This is a genomic window from Aeromonas sp. FDAARGOS 1402, from assembly GCF_019046925.1.
GTDB lineage: Bacteria > Pseudomonadota > Gammaproteobacteria > Enterobacterales > Aeromonadaceae > Aeromonas > Aeromonas caviae.
Genome location: NZ_CP077201.1, coordinates 1935730 through 1955186 on the forward strand (window position 1 = coordinate 1935730; position 19457 = coordinate 1955186).

Annotated in this window: 19 protein-coding genes; 5 read left to right on the top strand and 14 right to left on the bottom strand. The window is 64.5% G+C overall.

The window, feature by feature from the left end; translation table 11 throughout:
* Positions 1-174 precede the first annotated feature (174 nt).
* The 6 genes from menE to I6L32_RS09275 are packed head-to-tail and all read right to left on the bottom strand — an operon-like array spanning position 175 to position 7225.
* Positions 175-1575: an o-succinylbenzoate--CoA ligase gene (menE, locus tag I6L32_RS09250; protein ID WP_216944986.1), complete on the bottom strand. Its 1401-nt coding sequence runs from the start codon at positions 1573-1575 to the stop codon at positions 175-177.
* A 3-nt stretch (positions 1576-1578) separates the two neighbouring features.
* Positions 1579-2508, bottom strand: a complete 930-nt coding sequence (gene menC / locus I6L32_RS09255; protein WP_041212276.1) for an o-succinylbenzoate synthase — start codon at positions 2506-2508, stop codon at positions 1579-1581.
* On the bottom strand, positions 2508-3356 hold the full coding sequence (gene menB / locus I6L32_RS09260; RefSeq protein ID WP_010672740.1) for a 1,4-dihydroxy-2-naphthoyl-CoA synthase: 849 nt from the start codon (positions 3354-3356) through the stop codon (positions 2508-2510). Before menB ends, menC begins: the two co-directional genes overlap by 1 nt.
* Positions 3357-3360: 4 nt before the next feature.
* Positions 3361-4125 (bottom strand): 2-succinyl-6-hydroxy-2,4-cyclohexadiene-1-carboxylate synthase, encoded by a 765-nt coding sequence (menH, locus tag I6L32_RS09265; RefSeq protein WP_201890469.1) that lies wholly within the window; start codon positions 4123-4125, stop codon positions 3361-3363.
* Entirely contained in the window at positions 4115-5860 is a 1746-nt protein-coding gene (gene menD / locus I6L32_RS09270) for a 2-succinyl-5-enolpyruvyl-6-hydroxy-3-cyclohexene-1-carboxylic-acid synthase (protein WP_216944987.1), read from the bottom strand. Before menD ends, menH begins: the two co-directional genes overlap by 11 nt.
* Positions 5861-5893: 33 nt before the next feature.
* Positions 5894-7225, bottom strand: coding sequence for an isochorismate synthase MenF (locus I6L32_RS09275; protein ID WP_202044554.1), 1332 nt, complete (start codon positions 7223-7225; stop codon positions 5894-5896).
* Between the two features lie 210 nt (positions 7226-7435).
* On the opposite strand from I6L32_RS09275, the gene I6L32_RS09280 reads away from it, so the two are divergent.
* Complete coding sequence (locus I6L32_RS09280) at positions 7436-8341, top strand: 1,4-dihydroxy-2-naphthoate polyprenyltransferase (RefSeq protein ID WP_029313608.1); 906 nt, start codon at positions 7436-7438, stop codon at positions 8339-8341.
* Positions 8342-8544: 203 nt separating this feature from the next.
* Here the strand turns inward: I6L32_RS09280 and I6L32_RS09285 are convergent, their stop codons facing one another.
* Positions 8545-9939 carry a PepSY domain-containing protein gene (locus I6L32_RS09285; protein WP_216944988.1) on the bottom strand — a complete coding sequence of 465 codons (1395 nt, stop codon included), beginning with the start codon at positions 9937-9939 and terminating at the stop codon, positions 8545-8547.
* A 255-nt stretch (positions 9940-10194) separates the two neighbouring features.
* Between I6L32_RS09285 and I6L32_RS09290 the strand changes: the two genes are divergently transcribed.
* Positions 10195-10617 carry a hypothetical protein gene (locus I6L32_RS09290; protein ID WP_128272935.1) on the top strand — a complete coding sequence of 141 codons (423 nt, stop codon included), beginning with the start codon at positions 10195-10197 and terminating at the stop codon, positions 10615-10617.
* A gap of 9 nt (positions 10618-10626) precedes the next feature.
* Here the strand turns inward: I6L32_RS09290 and I6L32_RS09295 are convergent, their stop codons facing one another.
* Both I6L32_RS09295 and dbpA read right to left on the bottom strand, forming a co-directional pair.
* Positions 10627-10917 (bottom strand): YkgJ family cysteine cluster protein, encoded by a 291-nt coding sequence (locus tag I6L32_RS09295; RefSeq protein ID WP_039039772.1) that lies wholly within the window; start codon positions 10915-10917, stop codon positions 10627-10629.
* 85 nt (positions 10918-11002) lie between these two features.
* Positions 11003-12382 carry an ATP-dependent RNA helicase DbpA gene (gene dbpA, locus I6L32_RS09300; RefSeq protein ID WP_103259421.1) on the bottom strand — a complete coding sequence of 460 codons (1380 nt, stop codon included), beginning with the start codon at positions 12380-12382 and terminating at the stop codon, positions 11003-11005.
* A 527-nt stretch (positions 12383-12909) separates the two neighbouring features.
* On the opposite strand from dbpA, the gene I6L32_RS09305 reads away from it, so the two are divergent.
* Positions 12910-14115 (top strand): NupC/NupG family nucleoside CNT transporter, encoded by a 1206-nt coding sequence (locus tag I6L32_RS09305; RefSeq protein ID WP_041214374.1) that lies wholly within the window; start codon positions 12910-12912, stop codon positions 14113-14115.
* A gap of 106 nt (positions 14116-14221) precedes the next feature.
* On the opposite strand, the gene I6L32_RS09310 is transcribed toward I6L32_RS09305, so the two are convergent.
* The 3 genes from I6L32_RS09310 to I6L32_RS09320 form a co-directional block, all read right to left on the bottom strand.
* Positions 14222-14779, bottom strand: a complete 558-nt coding sequence (locus I6L32_RS09310; RefSeq protein ID WP_103259422.1) for a cytochrome b/b6 domain-containing protein — start codon at positions 14777-14779, stop codon at positions 14222-14224.
* Positions 14780-14826: 47 nt separating this feature from the next.
* Positions 14827-15096 carry a PepSY domain-containing protein gene (locus tag I6L32_RS09315; RefSeq protein ID WP_010672753.1) on the bottom strand — a complete coding sequence of 90 codons (270 nt, stop codon included), beginning with the start codon at positions 15094-15096 and terminating at the stop codon, positions 14827-14829.
* Between the two features lie 121 nt (positions 15097-15217).
* Complete coding sequence (locus I6L32_RS09320; protein ID WP_039039769.1) at positions 15218-15670, bottom strand: YaiI/YqxD family protein; 453 nt, start codon at positions 15668-15670, stop codon at positions 15218-15220.
* Between the two features lie 131 nt (positions 15671-15801).
* On the opposite strand from I6L32_RS09320, the gene zntB reads away from it, so the two are divergent.
* Together zntB and I6L32_RS09330 are read left to right on the top strand one after the other, a co-directional pair.
* On the top strand, positions 15802-16767 hold the full coding sequence (zntB, locus tag I6L32_RS09325) for a zinc transporter ZntB (RefSeq protein ID WP_171865294.1): 966 nt from the start codon (positions 15802-15804) through the stop codon (positions 16765-16767).
* A 9-nt stretch (positions 16768-16776) separates the two neighbouring features.
* The gene (locus I6L32_RS09330) at positions 16777-17295 is read left to right on the top strand and encodes a mechanosensitive ion channel domain-containing protein (protein WP_052815684.1); all 519 of its coding nucleotides are present in this window, start codon (positions 16777-16779) and stop codon (positions 17293-17295) included.
* A gap of 36 nt (positions 17296-17331) precedes the next feature.
* Here the strand turns inward: I6L32_RS09330 and I6L32_RS09335 are convergent, their stop codons facing one another.
* The gene (locus I6L32_RS09335) at positions 17332-17580 is read right to left on the bottom strand and encodes a hypothetical protein (protein WP_010672757.1); all 249 of its coding nucleotides are present in this window, start codon (positions 17578-17580) and stop codon (positions 17332-17334) included.
* A gap of 69 nt (positions 17581-17649) precedes the next feature.
* On the bottom strand, positions 17650-19440 hold the full coding sequence (locus I6L32_RS09340) for a sodium:proton antiporter (protein ID WP_216944989.1): 1791 nt from the start codon (positions 19438-19440) through the stop codon (positions 17650-17652).
* Between the last annotated feature and the right edge of the window lie 17 nt (positions 19441-19457).

Sequence of the window (19457 nt, forward strand, 5' to 3'; positions counted from 1 at the left end):
TGATCCCTTTGGTGGATGGAGAGGCGTGGGGACCAGAGAGGGTATTGGGCTCCAAAGGAATATCAATTGGCCAGATGGCGCAGCGGAATGATGCATTCGGGAGCAAACAACACAAAAACAGCCCCAAAAGGGGCTGTGTTGATAGCAAGGACTCCGCCCCATATGGGGGAGGTGTCACTCCTCTTGTCGCAAGCTGCGGGCGAGCAGGGTGCGGGAGGGTTTCAGATTGCCGCCGAGATCCGGCCAGGGCAGCCAGCGATCTGGCACCATAAAGCCGGGTAACGACAGCCTGATCCAGGCGGCCAGCTCGGCAGGGGGGGCAGGTTCGCCGTGCCAGTCGATGAAGGCGGCGGGCCTATGCCCCCACTCGTCGCTCGGCACCGGCACCACCAGGGCCTGGGCCACGGCGGGGTGATCCACCAGCCGCTGCTCTATGGTCTCGGGCTGGATGTTCTCCCCCCCCGAGATGAAGAGGTTGTCGAGCCGACCCTCCACCACCAGATCGCCCCCCGGAGTGAGGCGGCCCTTGTCCCGGGTGTGGAACCAGCCCTCTTCATCGAGGGGGCGCACCAGCTCGCCCTCCCTGAAATAGCCGGCAAACAGGGTCTCACCGCGCACGCAGATCTCCCCCTGGCGGATGCAGACCTCCCGCCCCGGCAGCGGGCGACCCACCACGCCGGCGGCGCAGGGTTGCCCGGTGCAGACCTGGCTGCCCATCTCGGAGAGGCCATAGCTCACCTTGGGCTCCAGCCCCAGAGCGGTCAGCCGGTTGACCAGGGGCGCCGGGATGGCGGCGCCCCCGAGCAGCAGCTCTCGCACCCGGGTGCGGGATGGGTCGAACCCCTGTGCCAGCAGGCGCCAGAGCTGGGTCGGCACCAGCGAGAGGTGGGTGATGGGCTGATCCTCGAGCCGCGCCTTGAGGGGCCGGGTGCGATCGTCCAGCACCAGGGCGGCTCCCGCCAGGAAGACCCGAAACAAGATAGCGTAACCGCCGACGTGAAACAGTGGCAGGGAGAGCAGCCAGCCGCAGGCTTCGTCCAGGGGGATCAGGGTGGCGGAACCCCGGGCCGAGGCGAGGTGGTTGGCGAGGCGGTGGACCACCGCCTTGGGGGTACCGCTGGATCCCGAGGTGAGGATCATGTTGTTCGGCTGGTCGGGTACCAGCGGGGACTCCCCATCTGCGGCCAGCTCGCCCGTGAAGTCGAGGCTGAGGGCTTGCCAGTCGCCCGCCGGGATCTCGCCTGCCGACCAGAATGCCCGGGCCTCGAGCTGGCTCGCCAGTTCGCTGTGTCTGGTTGCCGGAAAGGCGGGATTGAGGGGGCAGAAGACGATGCCGCTGCGCACGCAGGCCCAGGCCAGCAACACATCCTCCAGGGCGCCGCGCACCACGGCGGCGAGATGATCTCCCCGTTCCAGCCCGGCCCGGGCGAGCTGATTGCACAGGCTGTTGAGGCGCAGGTCGAGGCGCTGGTAGCTAAGAGGCTCCCCGCTGTGGATGGCAATGCGATGAGGGGCCAGTGTCGCCCAGCGTCGTACCGGGCAGGTTTCCTGCCGTGGGATCTGACGGGTCACCATGGATCAGTCACGGTGAAACAGGGGGTCCATCCTGCCCGGATCGGGTTGCCCCTGCTTGTCCAGCAGATCCCTGGCCAGCCAGCGGCGGGTATCGAGGCCAGGGGCCTGATCCGGCGCCCACTCCCCCGCGAGGCGGGCGAGCTGACCGAGGCCGAGACCGGACTCGAAACAGGAGGAGACGATCACCTTGAGTTTCAGTTCGCGAGCGCGGGCCACCAGGGCCTCGCTGTTGGCCAGGGCGCCGAGCAGGGTCGGCTTGAGCACCAGGGCGCGCAGTTGCGGGATGGGCTCCCAGGGCTTGCCCTGTGCCAGCAGTTCGTCCAGCGCCACCGGCATGCCGGTGCGGCTGGCGACGAAGGCGATGTCCTCGAAGTCGGCGCACAGATCTTCGAGGTATTCGATGCGATTCGGATCCAGGTGGCCGCAAAAGGCCCAGGCCTCCTCGCGGGTCCAGCCCTGGTTGGCGTCCAGGACCAGCTTGAGGTTGGGGCGCCGATCGAGCAGTAGCCGGATCAGCGCCAGCTCGTCGCGCATGGGGTAGCGGGCCACCTTCAGCTTGGCCTTGAGGGGGGTCTCGTGCAGCCACTGCTTCCAGTTCTTGAGCAGCTCCTGGGGGGAGCCCTGGATCAGCGGATAGGGCTCGGGCAGGGGGGCACCCTGCTCGGGCCAGCTACGACGGGCGCAGTCGAGCCCGAACTGCACCGAGGGCAGCTGTGGCGTCGGGGTCTGTCCCCGCGCCAGCTGCGCCAAACAGTCGAGGGCCTCGGCCTGGGCGTCGGCCAGGGTCTCTTTGGAAAATCCTGGCAGGGGGGCTATCTCCCCCCAGCCATCGTCGATGCGTACCAGCAGGCCCTCGCGCGCTACCTGCAACTGACCGTGAAAGGCCAGGGGCTGGGTAAAGGGCAGTTGGTAGCGGTAGAGGGCGAGTGTCATCAGGGATTCCGCTTGTATTTGGAGAAGTCGGGACGGCGTTTCTCGTTGAATGCGTTGCGCCCTTCCTGACCCTCTTCGGTCATGTAGAACAGCATGGTGGCATTGCCTGCCAGCTCCTGCAAACCGGCCTGGCCGTCGCAGTCGGCGTTGAGGGCCGCCTTCAGGCAGCGCAGAGCCATGGGGCTGTGTTGCAGCATCTCGCGGCACCAGCGCACGGTTTCACGCTCCAGCTCGGCCAGGGGCACGACGGTGTTGACCAGCCCCATGTCGAGGGCCTGTTTGGCGTCGTAGAGGCGGCAGAGGAACCAGATCTCCCGAGCCTTCTTCTGGCCGACGATGCGGGCCATGTAGGAGGCGCCCCAGCCGCCGTCGAAGGAGCCCACCTTGGGGCCGGTCTGGCCGAACTGGGCGTTGTCGGCGGCGATGGTCAGGTCGCACATCATGTGCAGCACGTGGCCGCCACCGACGGCGTAGCCAGCCACCATGGCCACCACGGGTTTGGGGCAGGTACGGATGTCACGCTGGAAGTCGAGCACGTTGAGGTGATGGGTGCCTTCATCGTCCTTGTAGCCACCGTAGTCGCCGCGGATCTTCTGGTCGCCGCCGGCGCAGAAGGCCTTCTCGCCAAAGCCGGTGAGGATGATGGAGCCGACCTTGTCGTCGTAGCGGGCATCGGCCAGGGCTTGCAGCATCTCTTTCACGGTGCGGGGGCGGAAGGCGTTGCGCACCTGGGGACGGTTGATGGTGATCTTGGCAATGCCCTCTGGGGACTTGTGATAGAGGATGTCCTCGTAACCGGCGGAGCAGTCGTGCCACTCGACAGGGGCATAGAGCTCGGCTTCCGTCATTGCTTCAATCATGGATCTTCTCTTCTGGTTGGTGAGCCCACTCCCGCAGGAGCCGGGCAAAGGTATCGGGCTGGCTTGTGTGCAGATTGTGTCCGCCATCCAGAGCCAAGTGTTTGATATTGCAGCCTTGCTTTACCAACTGGCAAGCGAGGGCATGGAATTTGTGATCCCGGTTGCCGGAGATCCACTGCACCGGCAGCCGGGTATCCCGAAGCCAGGGGGCGAGATCCGGCTGCCGCCCCAGGGACGTGGCCCTCAGCATGGCGGCCACGGCCTTGCCGTCGTTGCCAAGGCGGCGTGCGGCCTGGCGGGTGCGGGCATCGTCGTCCAGGTCGGCGAAGACGCCCTGGCGGTACCAGTCGGCAAGCACCCGGGTCAGGGACTCGCACTCGAAACGCCGGGCCCAGGCTTCATCGTGAGCGATGCGGGCCGGACGTTCACCAGCAGGCAGCCCGGGGTGGCAGTTCTCCAGCAGCAGGGCCTGCAACCCCGCCGGGGAGTGGCTGGCGTGATGAAGCGCGAGCCGCCCCCCCAGCGAATACCCCACCAGCCGGTAGTGGGCGATATCCCGTGCGGCCAGCTCGTCGCAGAGCCAGCGATGTGCCTCGTCAAAGCCGCTCACCCGCAGTGCCCGGTTGCGGCCGTGGCCCGGCAGATCCAGGGCATGGCACGGGACGCCGGGCAGGGCCTGGATGACAGGTCGCCAGTCGTCGGCGTCCCCCAGCAGGCCGTGCAGCAGTACCAGTGGTACGGCGGGATCAGAGACCACGGATAGTGGCTCCAAGTGCCTTGAGATCCTCGGCGACTTCACTGCTCGGTACCTTGATTTCAATCAGGGTTACCCCGTTTTTCAGGGCTGCGGCATAGTCCTGCTCAAATGCGTCGAGGGTGGTGGGGGCCCGGTAGTGCAGGCCGAACATGGCGGCGGCGTGCTCGAAGTGCAGGCCGTGGGGCAGGCAGTAGTAGGTCTCCAGCAGGGCGTCCTGGGTGGGCACAGGCAGCATGCGGAAGATGCTGCCGCCGTCGTTGTTGAGCAGGATCACCACCAGGGGGCGGCTCCCCTTGCCGAGCAGCGCCAGGCTGTTGAGGTCGTGCAGGGCGCTGAGATCCCCGAGCAGCAGGGTGGTGGGCTCGCGACTGTCAGGCGGGACCGACTGTGCGAAGCCGTATGCGGTGGCGATAAGGCCATCGATGCCGGAGGCGCCGCGGTTGGTCATCACCCGGCTGGGGCCCTTGCCCACCTCGCCCAGCATGTCCATCAGCCGGGCCGGCATGCTGTTGCCGACGAACAGCTGACCCTGGATGAGCTGATTCAGGCGGTGGCACACCCCGAGCTCCGAGAAGCGATCACAGGCGGTGCGGATCTGCTGGCTGATGGCCTGCTGGCGCGCGGCCAGCTGGTGCCAGGGCTGCTGGGAATGGGGGATTGGATGGGCGGCCGCAAAGGCGGCGGGGTCGCACACCAGGCGACGGCGCAGCCGGTAGTCGGGGTCGAGGCGTGCCGGCTGCGGGTCCACCAGCCAGTAATCCTGCCAGGGGTGTTGTTTGATGAACTGGCCGAGGCGCTTGGAGATGAGGCGGGCGCCGAATTGCAGCAGTACCTCGGCGCGTGCCAGCTCGGCCACGAAGTCGCTGTGTTGCAGGGCGAGATCCGTGTGGACGAGGTTGCGATCATCGAAGCGGATCTGGCTTTGCAGGTCTGCCAGCAGGGGCCAGCCGAGGCGCTCGGCCAGCTCGGCCACCGCCTTGCCTTGCACCGGATCCTGGATGCGCCCGGCGACGATGACACCGCGCTTGCCCTTCAGCTCCTCCCAGTCCGGCTGGGCGGGGCAGCCTGGCTCGCCAGCCAGCCAGGGGCTCCAGGGCTTGGCCGAGTGCAGCCAGTCGCCGAGAGGCGCCAGGTAGTCGGCAAAGTCCAGGTAGGTATCGCCGGGATAGAGGGGCTCGGGGTACATGCAGTTGAAGTGCACCGGCCCCGGGGTGTGCGCCTGTCGGGCCAGGGCCTGATCCACCGAGCTCAGCACGAAGGCCGCCGGAATGGCGGGAGTGGGGCTCGGCAGATTTTGCTGATAGACGGGGTAGCGACCGAAGATCCCCGGCTGATCAATGGCCTGGTTGGCCCCGTTGTCGATGAGCTCGGGTGGCCTGTCGGCAGAGAGAATGATGAGCGGTACCCCGGTGAGCTGGGCTTCCGCCACCGCGGGCCAGAGGTTGGCCACCGCAGTGCCCGAGGTCATGATGACCGCCACCGGGCGGCCGCTCCCCTTGGCCAGCCCCAGCGCCATGAAGCCCAGACCCCGCTCGTCGAAGTGCAGGTGGCGGCGAAAGCCCGGGTGGGCTGCGGCGGCCATGGTGAGCGGCGCCGAGCGGGAGCCGGAGGCCAGAGCGATGTCGCGCACGCCGAGGCGAAAGAGCTCTTCCAGCAAGAGGGAGGACCAGACATGGTTGAAGGTGGCGTGATGGCTGGCAAAGGCGTGATGCGCGGACACGTGGCTGGCGGACATGAAGCTCTCGCAGTGAGGAGTCGGTGAGAAACGCTATCCCAGCAGGGAGAGCACGTTGGCGATCTTGTTGTCGAGTTCGGCCCACTCGGCGGCGGGCTCCGATCCCGCCACTATGCCGGCACCGGCGAACAGGCTGATGCGCGAGCCCCTGATCCGGGCGCTGCGAATGGCGACGGAGAACTCCGAGGTCTCCCGGCTCAGCATACCGCAGGCACCGGCATACCAGCCGCGATCATGGGGCTCGCATTCACGGATGAAGGCGAGCGCTGCCTCGCGGGGGGCGCCCCCCACGGCGGGAGTGGGGTGCAGGGCAGCCAGCAGTTGCCAGTCGCAGACGCCGGGTTTGAGCTCGGCCTCGATGTCGCACTTGAGGTGTTGCAGCAGCCGCAATTTCAGAATGCGCGGCTCGGTCAGGGTGGCATCGGTCGTGAGGGGGGCCAGGCGGCTGAGAATGTCGGCATGAACCAGCCGGTTCTCCAGCCGGTTCTTGCTGTCGGCCAGCAGCTCGGCAGCCAGGGCCGCGTCGGTCGCCTCATCCCCGGAACGGCGAATGGTGCCTGCCAGCGCCTCGGTAAAGAGGTGGCCCTTCTCCCGGCGGTAGAGGCGCTCGGGGGAGCAGGAGATGAAGCTCTGCTCGGGGGAGAACTGAAAGCCGAAGTGGAAGCACTCCTGGGCGTGGCGGGCCCACTGTGTCAGCAGGGACCAGGGGCAGAGGGGCGCATCGTGCGCCTCGCTCTGGAGCAGGCTCTCCCGCGACAGCACCACCTTGGGGGTGCGGGCCTGGAAGTCGGGGGCCGTGACCTGCTCCACCAGGGTCTGCCACTGGGCAGGGCCCGGCAGGTCCTGGCGCTGCCATGGCCGCTTTTGCAGGGCGGGCAGAGGGGCCTCGGGTTGCAGGGCATCGAGCGCCGCCTCGGCGGCGCAGAGTTCGGCTTCGAATGCGTGACCCTCTTCCCGAGCGGGCAGCCAGAGATTGAGGCAGAGGCTGGTGCACTCCCCCCGGCGTACCAGCTCGATACGGGGCAGCACGAAGCGGCAGGGGCCAAAACCCTGCCAGCCGGGCAGATCCGGGTCGAACGCCAGACCGCCGTAGTAGCGAGGGCTGTCTTCACTGGCCGTGCCGGCAAGGTCGCAGACCCGCTGGATATCCTCCGGCCGGGTCAGCTCGTGGATGGCGCCAAGCGCCACGTACTCGGGGCTCTGTTGCCCTCTGGCGTGCCAATAGATGCGGGGGTAGAGCGTCTGGGCCGCCAACCAGCCGGGAAAGACGTCGACGTGAGCGGCCACGCGCAGTCGCACGAAACCGCTGACAGTGCTGTGACGCAGGGCGTCCAGTTGTTGCTTGAGGTGGGTCTGAGCCAACATGGATGTCTAGTCTGAGCCGGATAATCGCGATCGCTCCGGGGGAGGATGGCGCAGGTTGATGCCAAAGGGCGACGATTTCCTATATATTATCTGCCCATTCGTCCATGTAAATTGCCCGGGGGAGCCGACGCCCCCGCGCAGCCAAGTATACCTAAATCCGGTTCGATAACCCTTAACACGATCAATATCTGATTGTTTGGCCATCACAATATGACAAATACCTTCTCTGTTTGGTTGCTGGCGGCGCGTTTGCGAACACTGCCCCTGGCGTGCTCCTCCATCTTGCTGGGCTCGGGGCTGGCAGCCAGCCGGGGAGCGTTCGACGGCACCATCATGGGGCTCTCCCTGCTGACCGCCATCCTGCTGCAAATTCTCTCCAATCTGGCCAACGACTATGGCGATGCGGTCTCCGGTGCCGACAACGGGGAGCGGATCGGTCCCCAGCGCGCCGTGGTTTCCGGCCTCATCACCCGGCACCAGATGTGTGTGGCCATGGGGCTGACCGCCCTGGCGGCCGTGGTGAGCGGCCTCTCCCTGCTGGTCTGCGCCTTCGGGGAGGCGTGGCAGCAGATCCTGACGTTCATCCTGCTGGGGGGAGCGGCCATCGTCGCGGCCATCACCTACACGGTGGGCAAGAGCCCCTACGGCTATCGCGGCTTCGGGGACATCTCGGTGTTCCTGTTCTTCGGCCTGCTGGGGGTGCTCGGCTCCTACTACCTCTTCACCCATAGCCTGGAGTGGGACCTGTTGCTGCCCGCCACCGCCTGCGGCCTGCTGGCGACTGCCGTGCTCAACATCAACAACGTGCGGGACATCGAGACCGATGCCGCCAGCGGCAAGATCACCCTGGCGGTGCGCCTTGGCCGCAACCGGGCCATCGCCTATCACTGGGTCTTGCTGGGGGCGGCGCTGCTGGCGACCATCGCCTTCCTGCTGACTCAGCCTGCGAGCCTCTGGCCCTGGATCTTCCTGCCCGCCATGAAGCCCCTCACCGATGCCGCCCGCACCCTGCGAGAGAGTTTCGATGGCGAGGTGCTGACCGGCGCCCTCAAGAAGACCGCCATCAGCGCATTTCTGTTCAGCTTGCTGCTCTCCGCCGGGCTGGCGCTCACCTGAGGCCGACGCGTTTGGCAATGAAAAGGGCTCCCGAATGGGAGCCCTTTTTGCTGATGTGTCGACGCGTTGTTGTTTCATCAGACCGATGTGATGATCGAAAGGGGAGGAGCATGCCGCCAGGCGAAGGATGATGCCAGGTGATGCAGACGACGAGGGCCCCCGACAGGGAGCCCTCGTGTGCATGAGGCGTGCTTGCCCCGAGGTCAGCTTGCCTGGGCCACGGCCGGGCGGCGAGAGAAGAAGAGACTGTCCAGCAGCCAGATGGCGACCATGGAGGCCCCCACCAGCGGGAAGCAGATCCCGAGCACGACCAGCACCGCGATGGCACCGCCCATGGGAGGCAGCTTGGCGGGCAGGGGCGGGGCGGCGAGGCGACCACTGGGACGGCGGCTCCACCAGATCCAGAGCCCGCTCACCGAGCTTGCCAGAATCATCAGGCAGATGAGCAGCATGACGAGCTGGTGCGGCCAGCCGTAGAGCTTGCCCATGTGCAGCATGACGCCGGTTTCCACCGTCTTGGCGACCGGGCCGTAATCCTGCCAACGCACGTCGACCAGCACCTTGCCGCTGTATTGGTCGATGTGCAGGGTGGCATCGTTGCGGGGATCATCGGCAAAGATGGCGATGGTATAGACGCCGGTTTCACCGACCGGGGGGGTGATGCTGTAACCCGGGCTGACCCCACGCTCGCTGGCGATGTCGACCACCTGTTGCAGCGGAATGCGATGGCTGGCCATGACCATGCCCTCGTGTCCGCCGCCATGGGTCATGGCGCTGTGATCATGGCTCTCTGCCGTGGGTTGGGAGCTCGGCATGGGCAGGGTCTCGGCCCCCCAGGAGACGGTCTGTTCGTGAGCCTGGTTGAGGCTGCGGGTGAGGGGGGCCGACTTGGGCACCTCGTTCCACATGGCCGCAGGGAAGCGGTTCCAGACGTCGGCGAACTGGCCGCCCCAGAAACCGGTCCAGGTCATGCCCGTCAGCAGCAGCAGCAGCAGGAAACCTGCGCCCCAGAAGCCGACCACGGCGTGCAGATCACGCCACCAGAGACGGCCGCGCTGGTGCATTCTCGGCCAGAGGATGCCTCCCACACCCGGTCCCTTGCGGGGCCACCAGAGATAGAGTCCGCTGACGAGGAGCACGATTCCCCAGCCTGCGGCCAGCTCGATCAGGCGATCACCCGTGGTGCCAAGCATCAGCTCCGCATGGAGAGCGCGCGCCACCGCCTGCAGGTTCCACTTGTTGTCCATGGTACCGAGCAGGGCGCCGTTCGCGGGATCCATGAAGAGGGTCAGCTCCTGCCCTTCACGCATCACGACTATCTGGGCGCTCGCGTCCGCTGCCACCGGGGGCAGGTATTTGCGCAGACTGGCGTCCGGCATGGCGATGGTTGCCTTGGCCAGCAGCTGGTCGGCACTCAGGGTCTGGGTGGCGGGCGTCACCTTCATCAGCTGGGGGTAGAGCAGGTTGTCCAGCTGCGGCTTGAACAGGTAGACGATGCCGGTGAGGGAGAGCAGGATCAGGAAGGGGGCGACGAAGAGACCAGCATAGAAATGCCAGCGCCAGATCCGTTGGTAATAACTTGCGTCTTGTTGCTTCATCGTTGTTCCCTGGGTGAACGCCAAAAGGTTTCAGTAGGTGGAATGTTTTGAGTGGCGCGGATAATAGCAGCAACGTTTTGTTAACTGCAACAGAACATGTCGAAGAAATGTACATTCCGCCACCGGGGTAAAAACGGGGGTTGAATGGAGCTTTCCGTTCACAATGCGGGGAGCTTCATGGACTTTTCGGGGATAAATTCTTACTTTGTGGCAACACAGGGCATATCAGCCGCAGCGAAGGACTCAAGGCAGGAGGTGAACGTGCAAGCACACGGCCATTTTGAGATGCAGCGACAAGGGCAACTGCTGATCTGTCGGCCGAGCGGCCCTTTCAACCTGGCAGGCGCCATGGCCTATGAGGGCAAGTTCAGCCAACAGATAAGCCGTTTGCAGGGAGCCCCCTGGGGCATCGTCGAGGTCGCGACCGAGTTCGAGGCCGCCGGCCCCGAGGTGTTGGCCCGTTTTCGTCGCCAGTTCAACTGGTGCGCCACCCATGGCTGCGCCTTTCTGGCAGTGGTCATGATCGGGGATTTCAAACGTTATCTGGCGGATCACGTCTTCAGCGAGCTTCCCTTTCAGGAGGTGCGCTATTTCGAGGAGGAAGCGCAGGCCATCCACTGGCTGACACAGCGCCTCGAGGGGCTGCAAGGCAAGGAGACCCACGTCAGCACGGGTTGAACTTCCCGTTCATTCCAGCCTGATGAACCACTTGTCCCGCTCGTCGAGGCAGTCTGGCTCCCCCATCTCGAATTCACGGCAGATAAGCGGCCGCACCTCGTAGATGCGACACATCATGGTGTTGCGGTCGAGGGCGGCGCACCAGCCATCTTCCAGTCTGTGCATCACGGGCACTTCTCCTTCCCGCTCCTCGATATAGCGGTCCGGCACGCCGGTGTCGGTGAAGAGCATCACCTCGAGGCGGCAGCAGCAGGCTTCGCAGTTCTGGCAGCTCACATCGCTCTGGATTGCTTGGGTCATGTCACCTGTCTTGCCGCATGGCGGCGAATGATATGAAACAGGCGCCTGTCAGGCGCCTGTGGTCTGGCCGGGAGTGTGAAATACCTTAGCCCAGTTTGCGGGCACGGTAGCTGCGCCCCTTGATCTTGCCTTCCTGCAACCGCTTGAGGGCGGCGCTCGCCACCTGGCGCTTCACCGCCACGTAGGAGTACTGCTCGGAAATCTGGATCTTGCCTACATCGGCCCCGGCAATGCCGCCTTCGCCAGTCAGGGCGCCGAGGATGTCACCGGCACGCACCTTGCTCTTGCGGCCCGCATCGATGGAGAGGGTCACCATCTGCGGCGCGATCGGCTTGATGTCGCGGCCGATCCCGGCCAGGTCGCCCTGAGGAATGGGGGCCTGCTGGTACTCCTCGATGAAGTTGACGCGCTGGGCCTCGTTCGGCTGGTAGAGGCTCAGGGCCAGGCCCTGCTGGCCGGCGCGGCCGGTACGGCCGATGCGGTGCACGTGCACCTCGGGGTCGTAGGTCAGCTCGTAGTTGATGACGGCCCCCAGCTCCTTGATGTCGAGGCCACGGGCCGCCACGTCGGTGGCGACCAGTATGGTGGCGCTGCCGTTGGCGAAGCGCACCAGCACCTGATCCCGCTCACGCTGCTCCAGATCGCCGTTCAGCGCCAGCGCCGAGAAGCCCTTGGCGGCCAGGTGATCGGCCACGTCGTTGCAGGCGCGCTTGGTGTTGCAGAACACCACGCAGGAGCTCGGCTGGTAGTGGCTGAGCAGCCAGGTGAGGGCATCGAGGCGCTGGCCGGCCGGCACTTCATACAGCTTCTGTTCGATGGCGCTCTCTTCGTGCAGGGACTCTACGCTCACCTCCACCGGGTTGCGCTGCACGCCGCGGCTCATCTGGGCGATCCCTTCCGGATAGGTGGCGGAGAAGAGCAGGGTTTGCCGGTCCCGCGGGGCGTGGCTGATGACGCGGTTGATGTCTTCGCCAAAGCCCATGTCCAGCATGCGATCCGCTTCGTCCAGCACCAGCGTCTTGAGGTCGTCGAGCGCAAGGGTGCCCTGCTCCAGGTGCTTGAGGATCCGGCCCGGGGTGCCGACGGCGATGTGGGCGCCAAAGCCCAGGGTGGCGGATTGCGGTGCGGTCGGGGTGCCGCCGCACAGGGTCACCAGCTTGACGTTGGGCAGGGTACGGGCAAGACGGCGGATCTCGGTGGCCACCTGATCCGCCAGCTCGCGGGTCGGACAGAGCACCAGCGCCTGCACGGCCAGTCGGTTGACGTCCAGCTTGGCCAGCAGACCCAGGCCGAAGGCCGCGGTCTTACCGCTGCCGGTTTTCGCCTTGGCGATCAAATCTTTGCCGTCGAGCACCAGGGGCAGGCTCTGGGCCTGGATCGGGGTCATCTGCAGATAGCCCAGGCTGGCGAGGTTGTCCTGCAGGGCGGAGGAGAGGTTCAGGCTGCTAAATTCGCTGTTGTTCACAAAAGGACTCTATATCGGAAAACCAGAAATGGGGGTGCGCGGTGCGCAAGGGGGCGCATCATACCAGAATGTGCCGCCGGATGCGGTGAATATTTGAACGGTTGGCGTCATGGGTTGCCGATGGAGGCTTCTGTCTGCGTTGGCGGGCTTGCGGTATGTAAAAAGAGCACAATGGAACAGGGTGGTCATGGCCAGATCATGATGAATGACGAGAAAACGTTTTTAATTAAACATGTCGTGGTGATGATGAGTCATCGGAGGATGCCATATGGGATATGGCCGTTATGAAATATATATACGAATGAGGAATAAAATTAACGAAAGAGCATAACTTATTGTTTTTGATTTATTTTTAAACTTCCCCAATGAAGATTAATAATCATGTGCCTTGGCAATTAATTTAAAAACGTTTGTATTATTTCGCATGCATATTTTTACCGCGGATTGTGATGACTCTCTGATTTTTAAATATGCAGTTCTTTATGATGGCGCCGGTCAAAAATAACAATTCAATGGGTGCTACTGGTATGGAATACGTTCATTTCGTGCTCGGACTCGTGATGGTCCTGGCATTGGCGTTGCTGGCAAACCGCCGCAACTGGAAACAGATCAAGCTGCGTTACATCGGCCAGCTGCTGGTGGTCGAGCTGGCGCTCGCCTGGTTCATGCTCAACTCCGAAGTGGGTCTGGCGGTGGTGGGTGGCTTTGCCGCCGGCTTCACCAAGCTGATGGAGTTTGCCAAGCAGGGGACCGACTTCGTGTTCGGCGGTCTGGTCAACGAAGGGGCCTTCTCCTTCTTCCTGATGGTGCTGATGCCTATCGTCTTCATCTCCGTGTTGATCGGCATTTTGCAGTACATCCGTCTGCTGCCCATCGTCATTCGTGGCATCGGCACCGTGCTGGCCAGGATCAACGGCATGGGCAAGCTGGAGTCCTTCAACGCCATCAGCTCCATGATCGTCGGTCAGTCCGAGAACTTCATCGCCCTCAAGAACATACTGCCGCACCTGAACGAGAAGCAGATGTACACCCTGGCGGCGACGGCCATGTCCACCGTCTCCATGTCCATCGTCGGTGCCTACATGCAGCTGATCGAGCCGCGCTACGTGGTGGCCGCGCTGGTACTCAACATGTTCAGCACCTTCGTGGTGCTTTCCCTCATCAACCCCTACGAGCCCGACAACACCGTGACCGATGCCAAGGCGCTGGCCGAGGGTGACGAGCACCATACCCCGAAGAAGGAAAACTTCTTCGAGATGCTGGGGGAGTACATCATGGCCGGTTTCACCGTGGCGGTGATCGTCGGTGCCATGCTGGTGGGCTTCATCGCCCTGATCGCCCTCATCAACTACCTGTTCGAGGCGGCGTTTGGCGTCAACTTCCAGCACGTCATGGGCTACATCTTCTATCCCGTTGCCTGGATCCTGGGCATCCCGGGCAGTGAAGCGCTGCAGGCCGGCTCCATCATGGCGACCAAGCTGGTGACCAACGAGTTTGTGGCCATGATGGATCTGGGCAAGATTGCCGCCGAGCTCTCCCCGCGCACCGTCGGCATCCTCTCCATCTTCATGGTGTCGTTCGCCAACTTCAGCTCCATCGGCATCATTGCCGGTGCGGTGAAGGCGCTCAACGAAGAGAAGGGCAACATGGTTTCCCGCTTCGGTTTGAAGCTGGTCTATGGCTCCACCCTGGTGAGCCTGCTCTCCGCCGTTATCGCCGGTGTGATGATCTAGGTCCTCCCCCCGCGCTGCTCATGACGACCCCCTGCCTTGGCAGGGGGTCTTTTTTTGGGCAGATGAGCGGGTGAACAGAGGAGGGGACTGGTCGGCAGCCCGGCCATCAAGCGCGGGGGTCTTCCACCTTGATGTTGGCGGGGACCCGCTTTTTGCCCAGCACCATGGCGCGGACCAAATCGCTGCGGGTGAGGCGATCGGTCAGGAGTACCACTGCCGCATGGACGCCAACGGCGGCCATCAGGGTGTTGGCGATGATGCCGTGCAGCTCCTCCAGCCACTCCTCGCCCCAGAAGGCATCCCAGGTGGTGAGCCAGCCGGTGACGACGGTCCCGACCAGGGACAGCAGCAGCAGCCAGATCATCAGGGAGCCGACCGGATTGTGGCCGAGGTAGTAGGGGTGGCGCCCCTGGGCGAGCTGGCGCAGGTAGTAGCGGACCCGGGCAGGGGTTGGCCACCACTGGCCGAAGCGGGCGTAATAGGGGCCGATCAGCCCCCACAGCAGGCGGATGATGAGCAGGATGCCCACCGCGTAGCCAGCATATCTGTGGGGTTTGCTGCCCTCTTCCAGCACGAAGAAGTTGAGCAGGCAGAGGGTGACGGTCGCCCAGTGAAACACCCGGATGAGGGGATCCCAGACTTTCACTTCAGAGGCAGGTGTCATGGCAAGGCTCCATGGTGGGGGCCGGGGGAAGACCGGCCGGGGCGGCGTTACTCGTCGATCTCTTCTTTCACCTTTTTCAGGTCGGTCGGGTCGAAGTAGATCTCGACCTTGCGCTTCTCCTTGTCCCAGCCGTAGATCTCGTAGCAGCCGGTCTTGGTGGCCTTGAACTTCTTGATGTCGTAGCCCATCGCCTTGATCTGCTGCTGGGCGTCGGCTTCGCTCATCCACTTGCTCTTGTCGGCCTGGGTGCATTGGGGGTCGGCCAGGGCTGCGCCGCTCAACAGGGGGATCAGTAACAACAGGGGGGTTAGTTTCATTGCTTGCTCCTTGCGGGTGGTTGGGTCAACAGTCGCAAGGCTAATCAAGGAGCATTAAGGAAGAATTAAGGGAAAAGGGAAATGAATGGCTCTCCCCGGCGGTGGGCCGGGGAGAGGGTGATCAGCTCAGCTTGCCCCTGACCAGCCACTTGTCCAGCGCATTGGCGAAGCGCTGCTTGTCGGCGGCGTTGAAGGGCGCAGGGCCACCGGTCTGGACGCCGGCAGAGCGCAGCTCCTCCATGAAGTTGCGCATCCCGAGCCGTGCCTGGATGGTCTCCCGGGTGTAGATCTCGCCCCGGGGATTGAGCGCCTCGCCCCCGGCGTCGATGACCCAGGAGGCGAGGGGAATGTCGCCGGTGATCACCAGGTCGCCTGGCTTGACCTGCTGGGCGATGACATGATCTGCCACATCGAAGCCCTTCTCCACCTGCTGGGTCTTGATGAAGGGGGAGGGGGGGACTCTGAGTCCCTGGTTGGCCACTAGCGTGGTCACCACCTGGGCGCGGTGGGCGGCGCGGTAGAGGATCTCCTTGACCGGGATGGGGCAGGCATCGGCATCAACCCAGATGGGCATGGCATGGCTTCCTGTGTCTGGAACGGGTGGCGCATCTTAGCATGGCTGGTGCGGGGCGGCTGCCCCGGGGCTGAGTCGTCCCCGCCTTTGGTGTAAGCTGGGGCCTGCACATGAAACGAGAAGGAGACGAGATGGATCGGGTGCCCGGTGACGTGATTTATGGCCTGACCCTGGACGGCAAGGGGGGCATGACCCCGCTGGCCGAAGGTAGCGAGATCCCCGGTGCCCAGCCCGGCTGGCTGCATCTGGACTACGGCAACCCGGAGTCGGCGCGCTGGCTGCTGCAGACGCCGCTGCTGGGGGAGGCGGCCCGGGAGGCCCTGCTCGGCCAGAGCAATCGTCCCAAGCTGGTGCGGATGGGGGAGACGGTGCTGCTGATCCTGCGCGGCATCAACCACAACAAGGATCACAGGCCTGAAGAGATGGTGGCCCTGCGGATCTTCATCACGCCGGATCTCATCATCAGCAGCCGACGTCGTCCGCTGCTCTCCGAGAAAGATGTGTTCGAGCAGCTGTCGCTGGGGGGCGGTGCCGACACTCCCGCCGACTGGCTGGTGGAGATATGCGACGCCCTGACCGACCGGGCCGGGGAGTTCGTCGAGGAGCTGCACGACCAGATCCTGGATCTGGAAGAGATGGTGCTGATGCGCGACCTGCCCGCCAACGGTCGGCTTGCGCGCATCCGCAAGCAGCTCATCATGATCCGTCGCTACCTCTCCCCCCAGCGGGATCTGGTGGCGCGCCTGGCCAACGAGAAGATCAGCTGGCTGGACGAAGATGACAGGCGACGCCTGCTCGACATCGCCGACCGCTTGCGGCGCTGGCTCGACGATCTGGATGCCGGGGTGGCGCGCACCGCCGTGCTGGCGGACGAGATCAACAACCTGATGGCGGAGGCGACCAACCGCCGTGCCTACCAGATGTCGGTGATGGCGCTGCTGTTCCTGCCCGCCAGCTTCCTGACCGGCCTGTTCGGCATCAACCTGGGGGGGATCCCCGGGGCCGAGAGTCCGACCGCCTTCTGGGTGTTCTGTGGCTTCCTGCTGGTGCTGGCGACCGGACTGGCGGTCTGGCTCAAGCACAGGCGCTGGTGGTAAGGAGTGAACATGACGACATGGGAATCTTTTGGCGTGACCCTGCTGCTGTTGCTGGGGCACACCCTGGTGCGCGGCCTCATTCACAAGAGCCTGATGGCCCTTGGCCAGAGCCGGCAGGTGAGCGAGAATCGGGTACTCTACGTGGAGCACGTATTCCACTTCCTGCTGGGCTGCGCCACCCTGCTGATCCTGGCCGGGGTCTGGGGGCTCGACTTCTCCCGGCTGGTGGTGCTCGCCTCCTCCTTCTTCGCGGTACTGGGGGTCGCCATGGTGGCCCAGTGGTCGATCCTCTCCAACATCACCGCCAGCATTACCATCTTCTTCGCCTTCCCCTACAAGATTGGCGATCGCATCCGCATCCTCGACAAGGATGACTCCGTCACCGGCATCATCACCGAGATCGGCCTCTTCTACGTGCGGGTGCGGGATGACAACGGCGATCTGGTCACCTATCCGGCGAACCTTATTCTGCAAAAGCCGGTGAGGCGGCTGGAGGGAAAGGAGGCTGAGCCTACGCAGCCGGAATGAGAAAAGGCTCCCTCGGGAGCCTTTTTCGATGGCTGTTCAGCGTTCGAAGAAGCGGTAGAGGTGCTCGACCTGGACGGGGCAGTCGGCCACCAGGTGGATGTGGTCCCGTGCCTCCTCGGTGGACGAGAAGCTCATGGGGCACCCCAGGGTGTCCGTCATCACGTAGAGGTGGCCGTCCTGCCCCCTGAACTCCACGATCCAGCCGGGGGAGACGATGTCGTGCATGATCTCCGCCTCCTTGAACCTGTGCTGCTGGTGAAGCGCGCGCAATTCACTGACTGTCATGACTTCCTCCTATGACTCATGGCGCCACCCTCAAGTCTAGTTCTCCTTCCCGGTGGCGCCGTCATCGGATCAGGGCGCCGTCACCCCCTCCCGGGGTGGTTGCAGGGCGATCAGCAGCTCTCCGGGCAGCGGCGTGACAGGGCCGGTGACCACCCTGGGTCTGGCCTTGGCATCCAGCACGAACAGAGGAATGGCGCCGGGATTGGCCTCCTGATACTGGTCCCAGTCGAAGGTGTCGCTCAGGCGGGTCGCCTTGATCTGCCCGCCCCGACTCAGCAGGCCGCTCAGCCTGGCGAAGTTGATGTCGGCGCCGAACAGGTTCTGGCGGGCACGGAAGGTGGCGCTCTCCCGGTTGGCCTTGCCGTGTTGTTCGCTGGAACGCAGGGAGTGGACCTTCTCCTCCCCGTAGAGGTGGGCGAAGTGCAGTACCCCGAGGGCGTTGTTGTGGCGGCTGGGAGAGAGCGCCAGCACTGTGCTGATGCTGGTGAGGGGCAGGTGCCGCTCGGCGTGCTCCGACTGGGGGTTGCCGAAGTAGCAGGGCAGGCCGCTCATGCGGGCCAGCTTGCAGTGCTCCCAGGCAGGATCGGAGAGCTGCACCGGGATCCCCTGATCCGCCAGCGCCTTGCCGATGGCCCGGGCCACCGAGTTGGCGCCGATGAGCAGCCAGACATTGGGGGCGCTCTGGCGCATGTCGAGCAATCTGGCCAATGGCGTGGCCGTCAGGCTCTGCAGCACCACGGTGAAGATGATGACCGCAAACACCAGGGGCACCAGCTTGTCGGCATCCTCAATGCCGGCCTCGTGCATGCTGATGGCGAAGGAGGCGCTGACCGCCGCCGCCACTATGCCCCGGGGGGCTATCCAGGCGAGCAGGGCGCGGGCGCGCCAGGGCAGGTCCGACCCCCGGGTCGAGACCAGGATGCAGAGCGGACGGGCCACGAACTGCACCACGCACAGCAGGGCCAGCACCATGGGGCCGAGCTGCCAGAGCTGGGCCAGATCGAGGCGGGCCGCCAGCAGGATGAAGAGGGAGGAGATGAGAATGACGGCGAGATCCTCCTTGAAGGCCAGCACCTCCTCCAGATCCAGCCCCTCCTGGTTGGCGAGCCAGATGCCGAACACCGTCACCGCCAGCAGGCCGGATTCGTGACTGAGCCAGTCAGACAGGGTGAAGGTCACCAGCACCAGCGCCAGTACCCCGAACTTGTGCAGGCTGACCGGCAGCCAGTCCTTGCGGATGAGCAGGGTGGTGAGCCAGCCGGCACCGACCCCGATGAGCGACCCCACTCCCACCGTCTTGGCCAGGGCCAGCAGGGTATGACCGACCAGATCTCCCTGGCTGCCGAGGCGCACCGCCTCGAACACCAGTACCGCGAACAGGGCGCCGATGGGGTCGATGACGATCCCCTCCCAGCGCAGGATCTTGTCCACCTCCCGGACCGGGCGGATCACGTTGAGCATGGGGGCGATCACCGTGGGGCCGGTCACTACCAGCACGGCGCCGAGCACCATGGCGACACGCCAGTCCAGCCCAAGCAGGAAGTAGCTGGCGGCGCCGATGACGGCAAAGCTGGTCACCATGCCGGTGGAGCAGAGGTTGCGTACCACCTTGCCGATCCCCTTGAGTTCGGTCAGGTGCAGGGTCAGCGCTCCTTCAAACAGGATGATGGCGACCGAGAGGGAAACCAGGGGAAACAGCAGATCCCCCAGCAACTGATTGGGATCGAGCAGACCGGTCACCGGGCCGAGCAATAGGCCGCTCAGCAGCAGGAACAAAATGGCGGGAACGCGCACGGACCAGGCAAGCCATTGGGCGAGCAGGGAGATGAGGGCTATTCCGGCGAGGGAGAGAGCAATCATGCCAACCTCGTACAGGT

Excerpts from the sequence above, each read along its gene's own strand:
- I6L32_RS09280 (WP_029313608.1), top strand. The coding sequence starts at position 7,436 with ATGACAAATACCTTCTCTGTTTGGTTGCTGGCGGCGCGTTTGCGAACA.
- menD (WP_216944987.1), bottom strand. The coding sequence starts at position 5,860 with ATGTCCGCCAGCCACGTGTCCGCGCATCACGCCTTTGCCAGCCATCAC.
- I6L32_RS09285 (WP_216944988.1), bottom strand. The coding sequence starts at position 9,939 with ATGAAGCAACAAGACGCAAGTTATTACCAACGGATCTGGCGCTGGCAT.
- I6L32_RS09305 (WP_041214374.1), top strand. The coding sequence starts at position 12,910 with ATGGAATACGTTCATTTCGTGCTCGGACTCGTGATGGTCCTGGCATTG.
- menC (WP_041212276.1), bottom strand. The coding sequence starts at position 2,508 with ATGACACTCGCCCTCTACCGCTACCAACTGCCCTTTACCCAGCCCCTG.
- zntB (WP_171865294.1), top strand. The coding sequence starts at position 15,802 with ATGGATCGGGTGCCCGGTGACGTGATTTATGGCCTGACCCTGGACGGC.
- I6L32_RS09320 (WP_039039769.1), bottom strand. The coding sequence starts at position 15,670 with ATGCCCATCTGGGTTGATGCCGATGCCTGCCCCATCCCGGTCAAGGAG.
- I6L32_RS09340 (WP_216944989.1), bottom strand. The coding sequence starts at position 19,440 with ATGATTGCTCTCTCCCTCGCCGGAATAGCCCTCATCTCCCTGCTCGCC.
- I6L32_RS09315 (WP_010672753.1), bottom strand. The coding sequence starts at position 15,096 with ATGAAACTAACCCCCCTGTTGTTACTGATCCCCCTGTTGAGCGGCGCA.
- menE (WP_216944986.1), bottom strand. The coding sequence starts at position 1,575 with ATGGTGACCCGTCAGATCCCACGGCAGGAAACCTGCCCGGTACGACGC.
- I6L32_RS09310 (WP_103259422.1), bottom strand. The coding sequence starts at position 14,779 with ATGACACCTGCCTCTGAAGTGAAAGTCTGGGATCCCCTCATCCGGGTG.
- I6L32_RS09275 (WP_202044554.1), bottom strand. The coding sequence starts at position 7,225 with ATGTTGGCTCAGACCCACCTCAAGCAACAACTGGACGCCCTGCGTCAC.
- I6L32_RS09330 (WP_052815684.1), top strand. The coding sequence starts at position 16,777 with ATGACGACATGGGAATCTTTTGGCGTGACCCTGCTGCTGTTGCTGGGG.
- I6L32_RS09335 (WP_010672757.1), bottom strand. The coding sequence starts at position 17,580 with ATGACAGTCAGTGAATTGCGCGCGCTTCACCAGCAGCACAGGTTCAAG.
- menB (WP_010672740.1), bottom strand. The coding sequence starts at position 3,356 with ATGACGGAAGCCGAGCTCTATGCCCCTGTCGAGTGGCACGACTGCTCC.
- I6L32_RS09295 (WP_039039772.1), bottom strand. The coding sequence starts at position 10,917 with ATGACCCAAGCAATCCAGAGCGATGTGAGCTGCCAGAACTGCGAAGCC.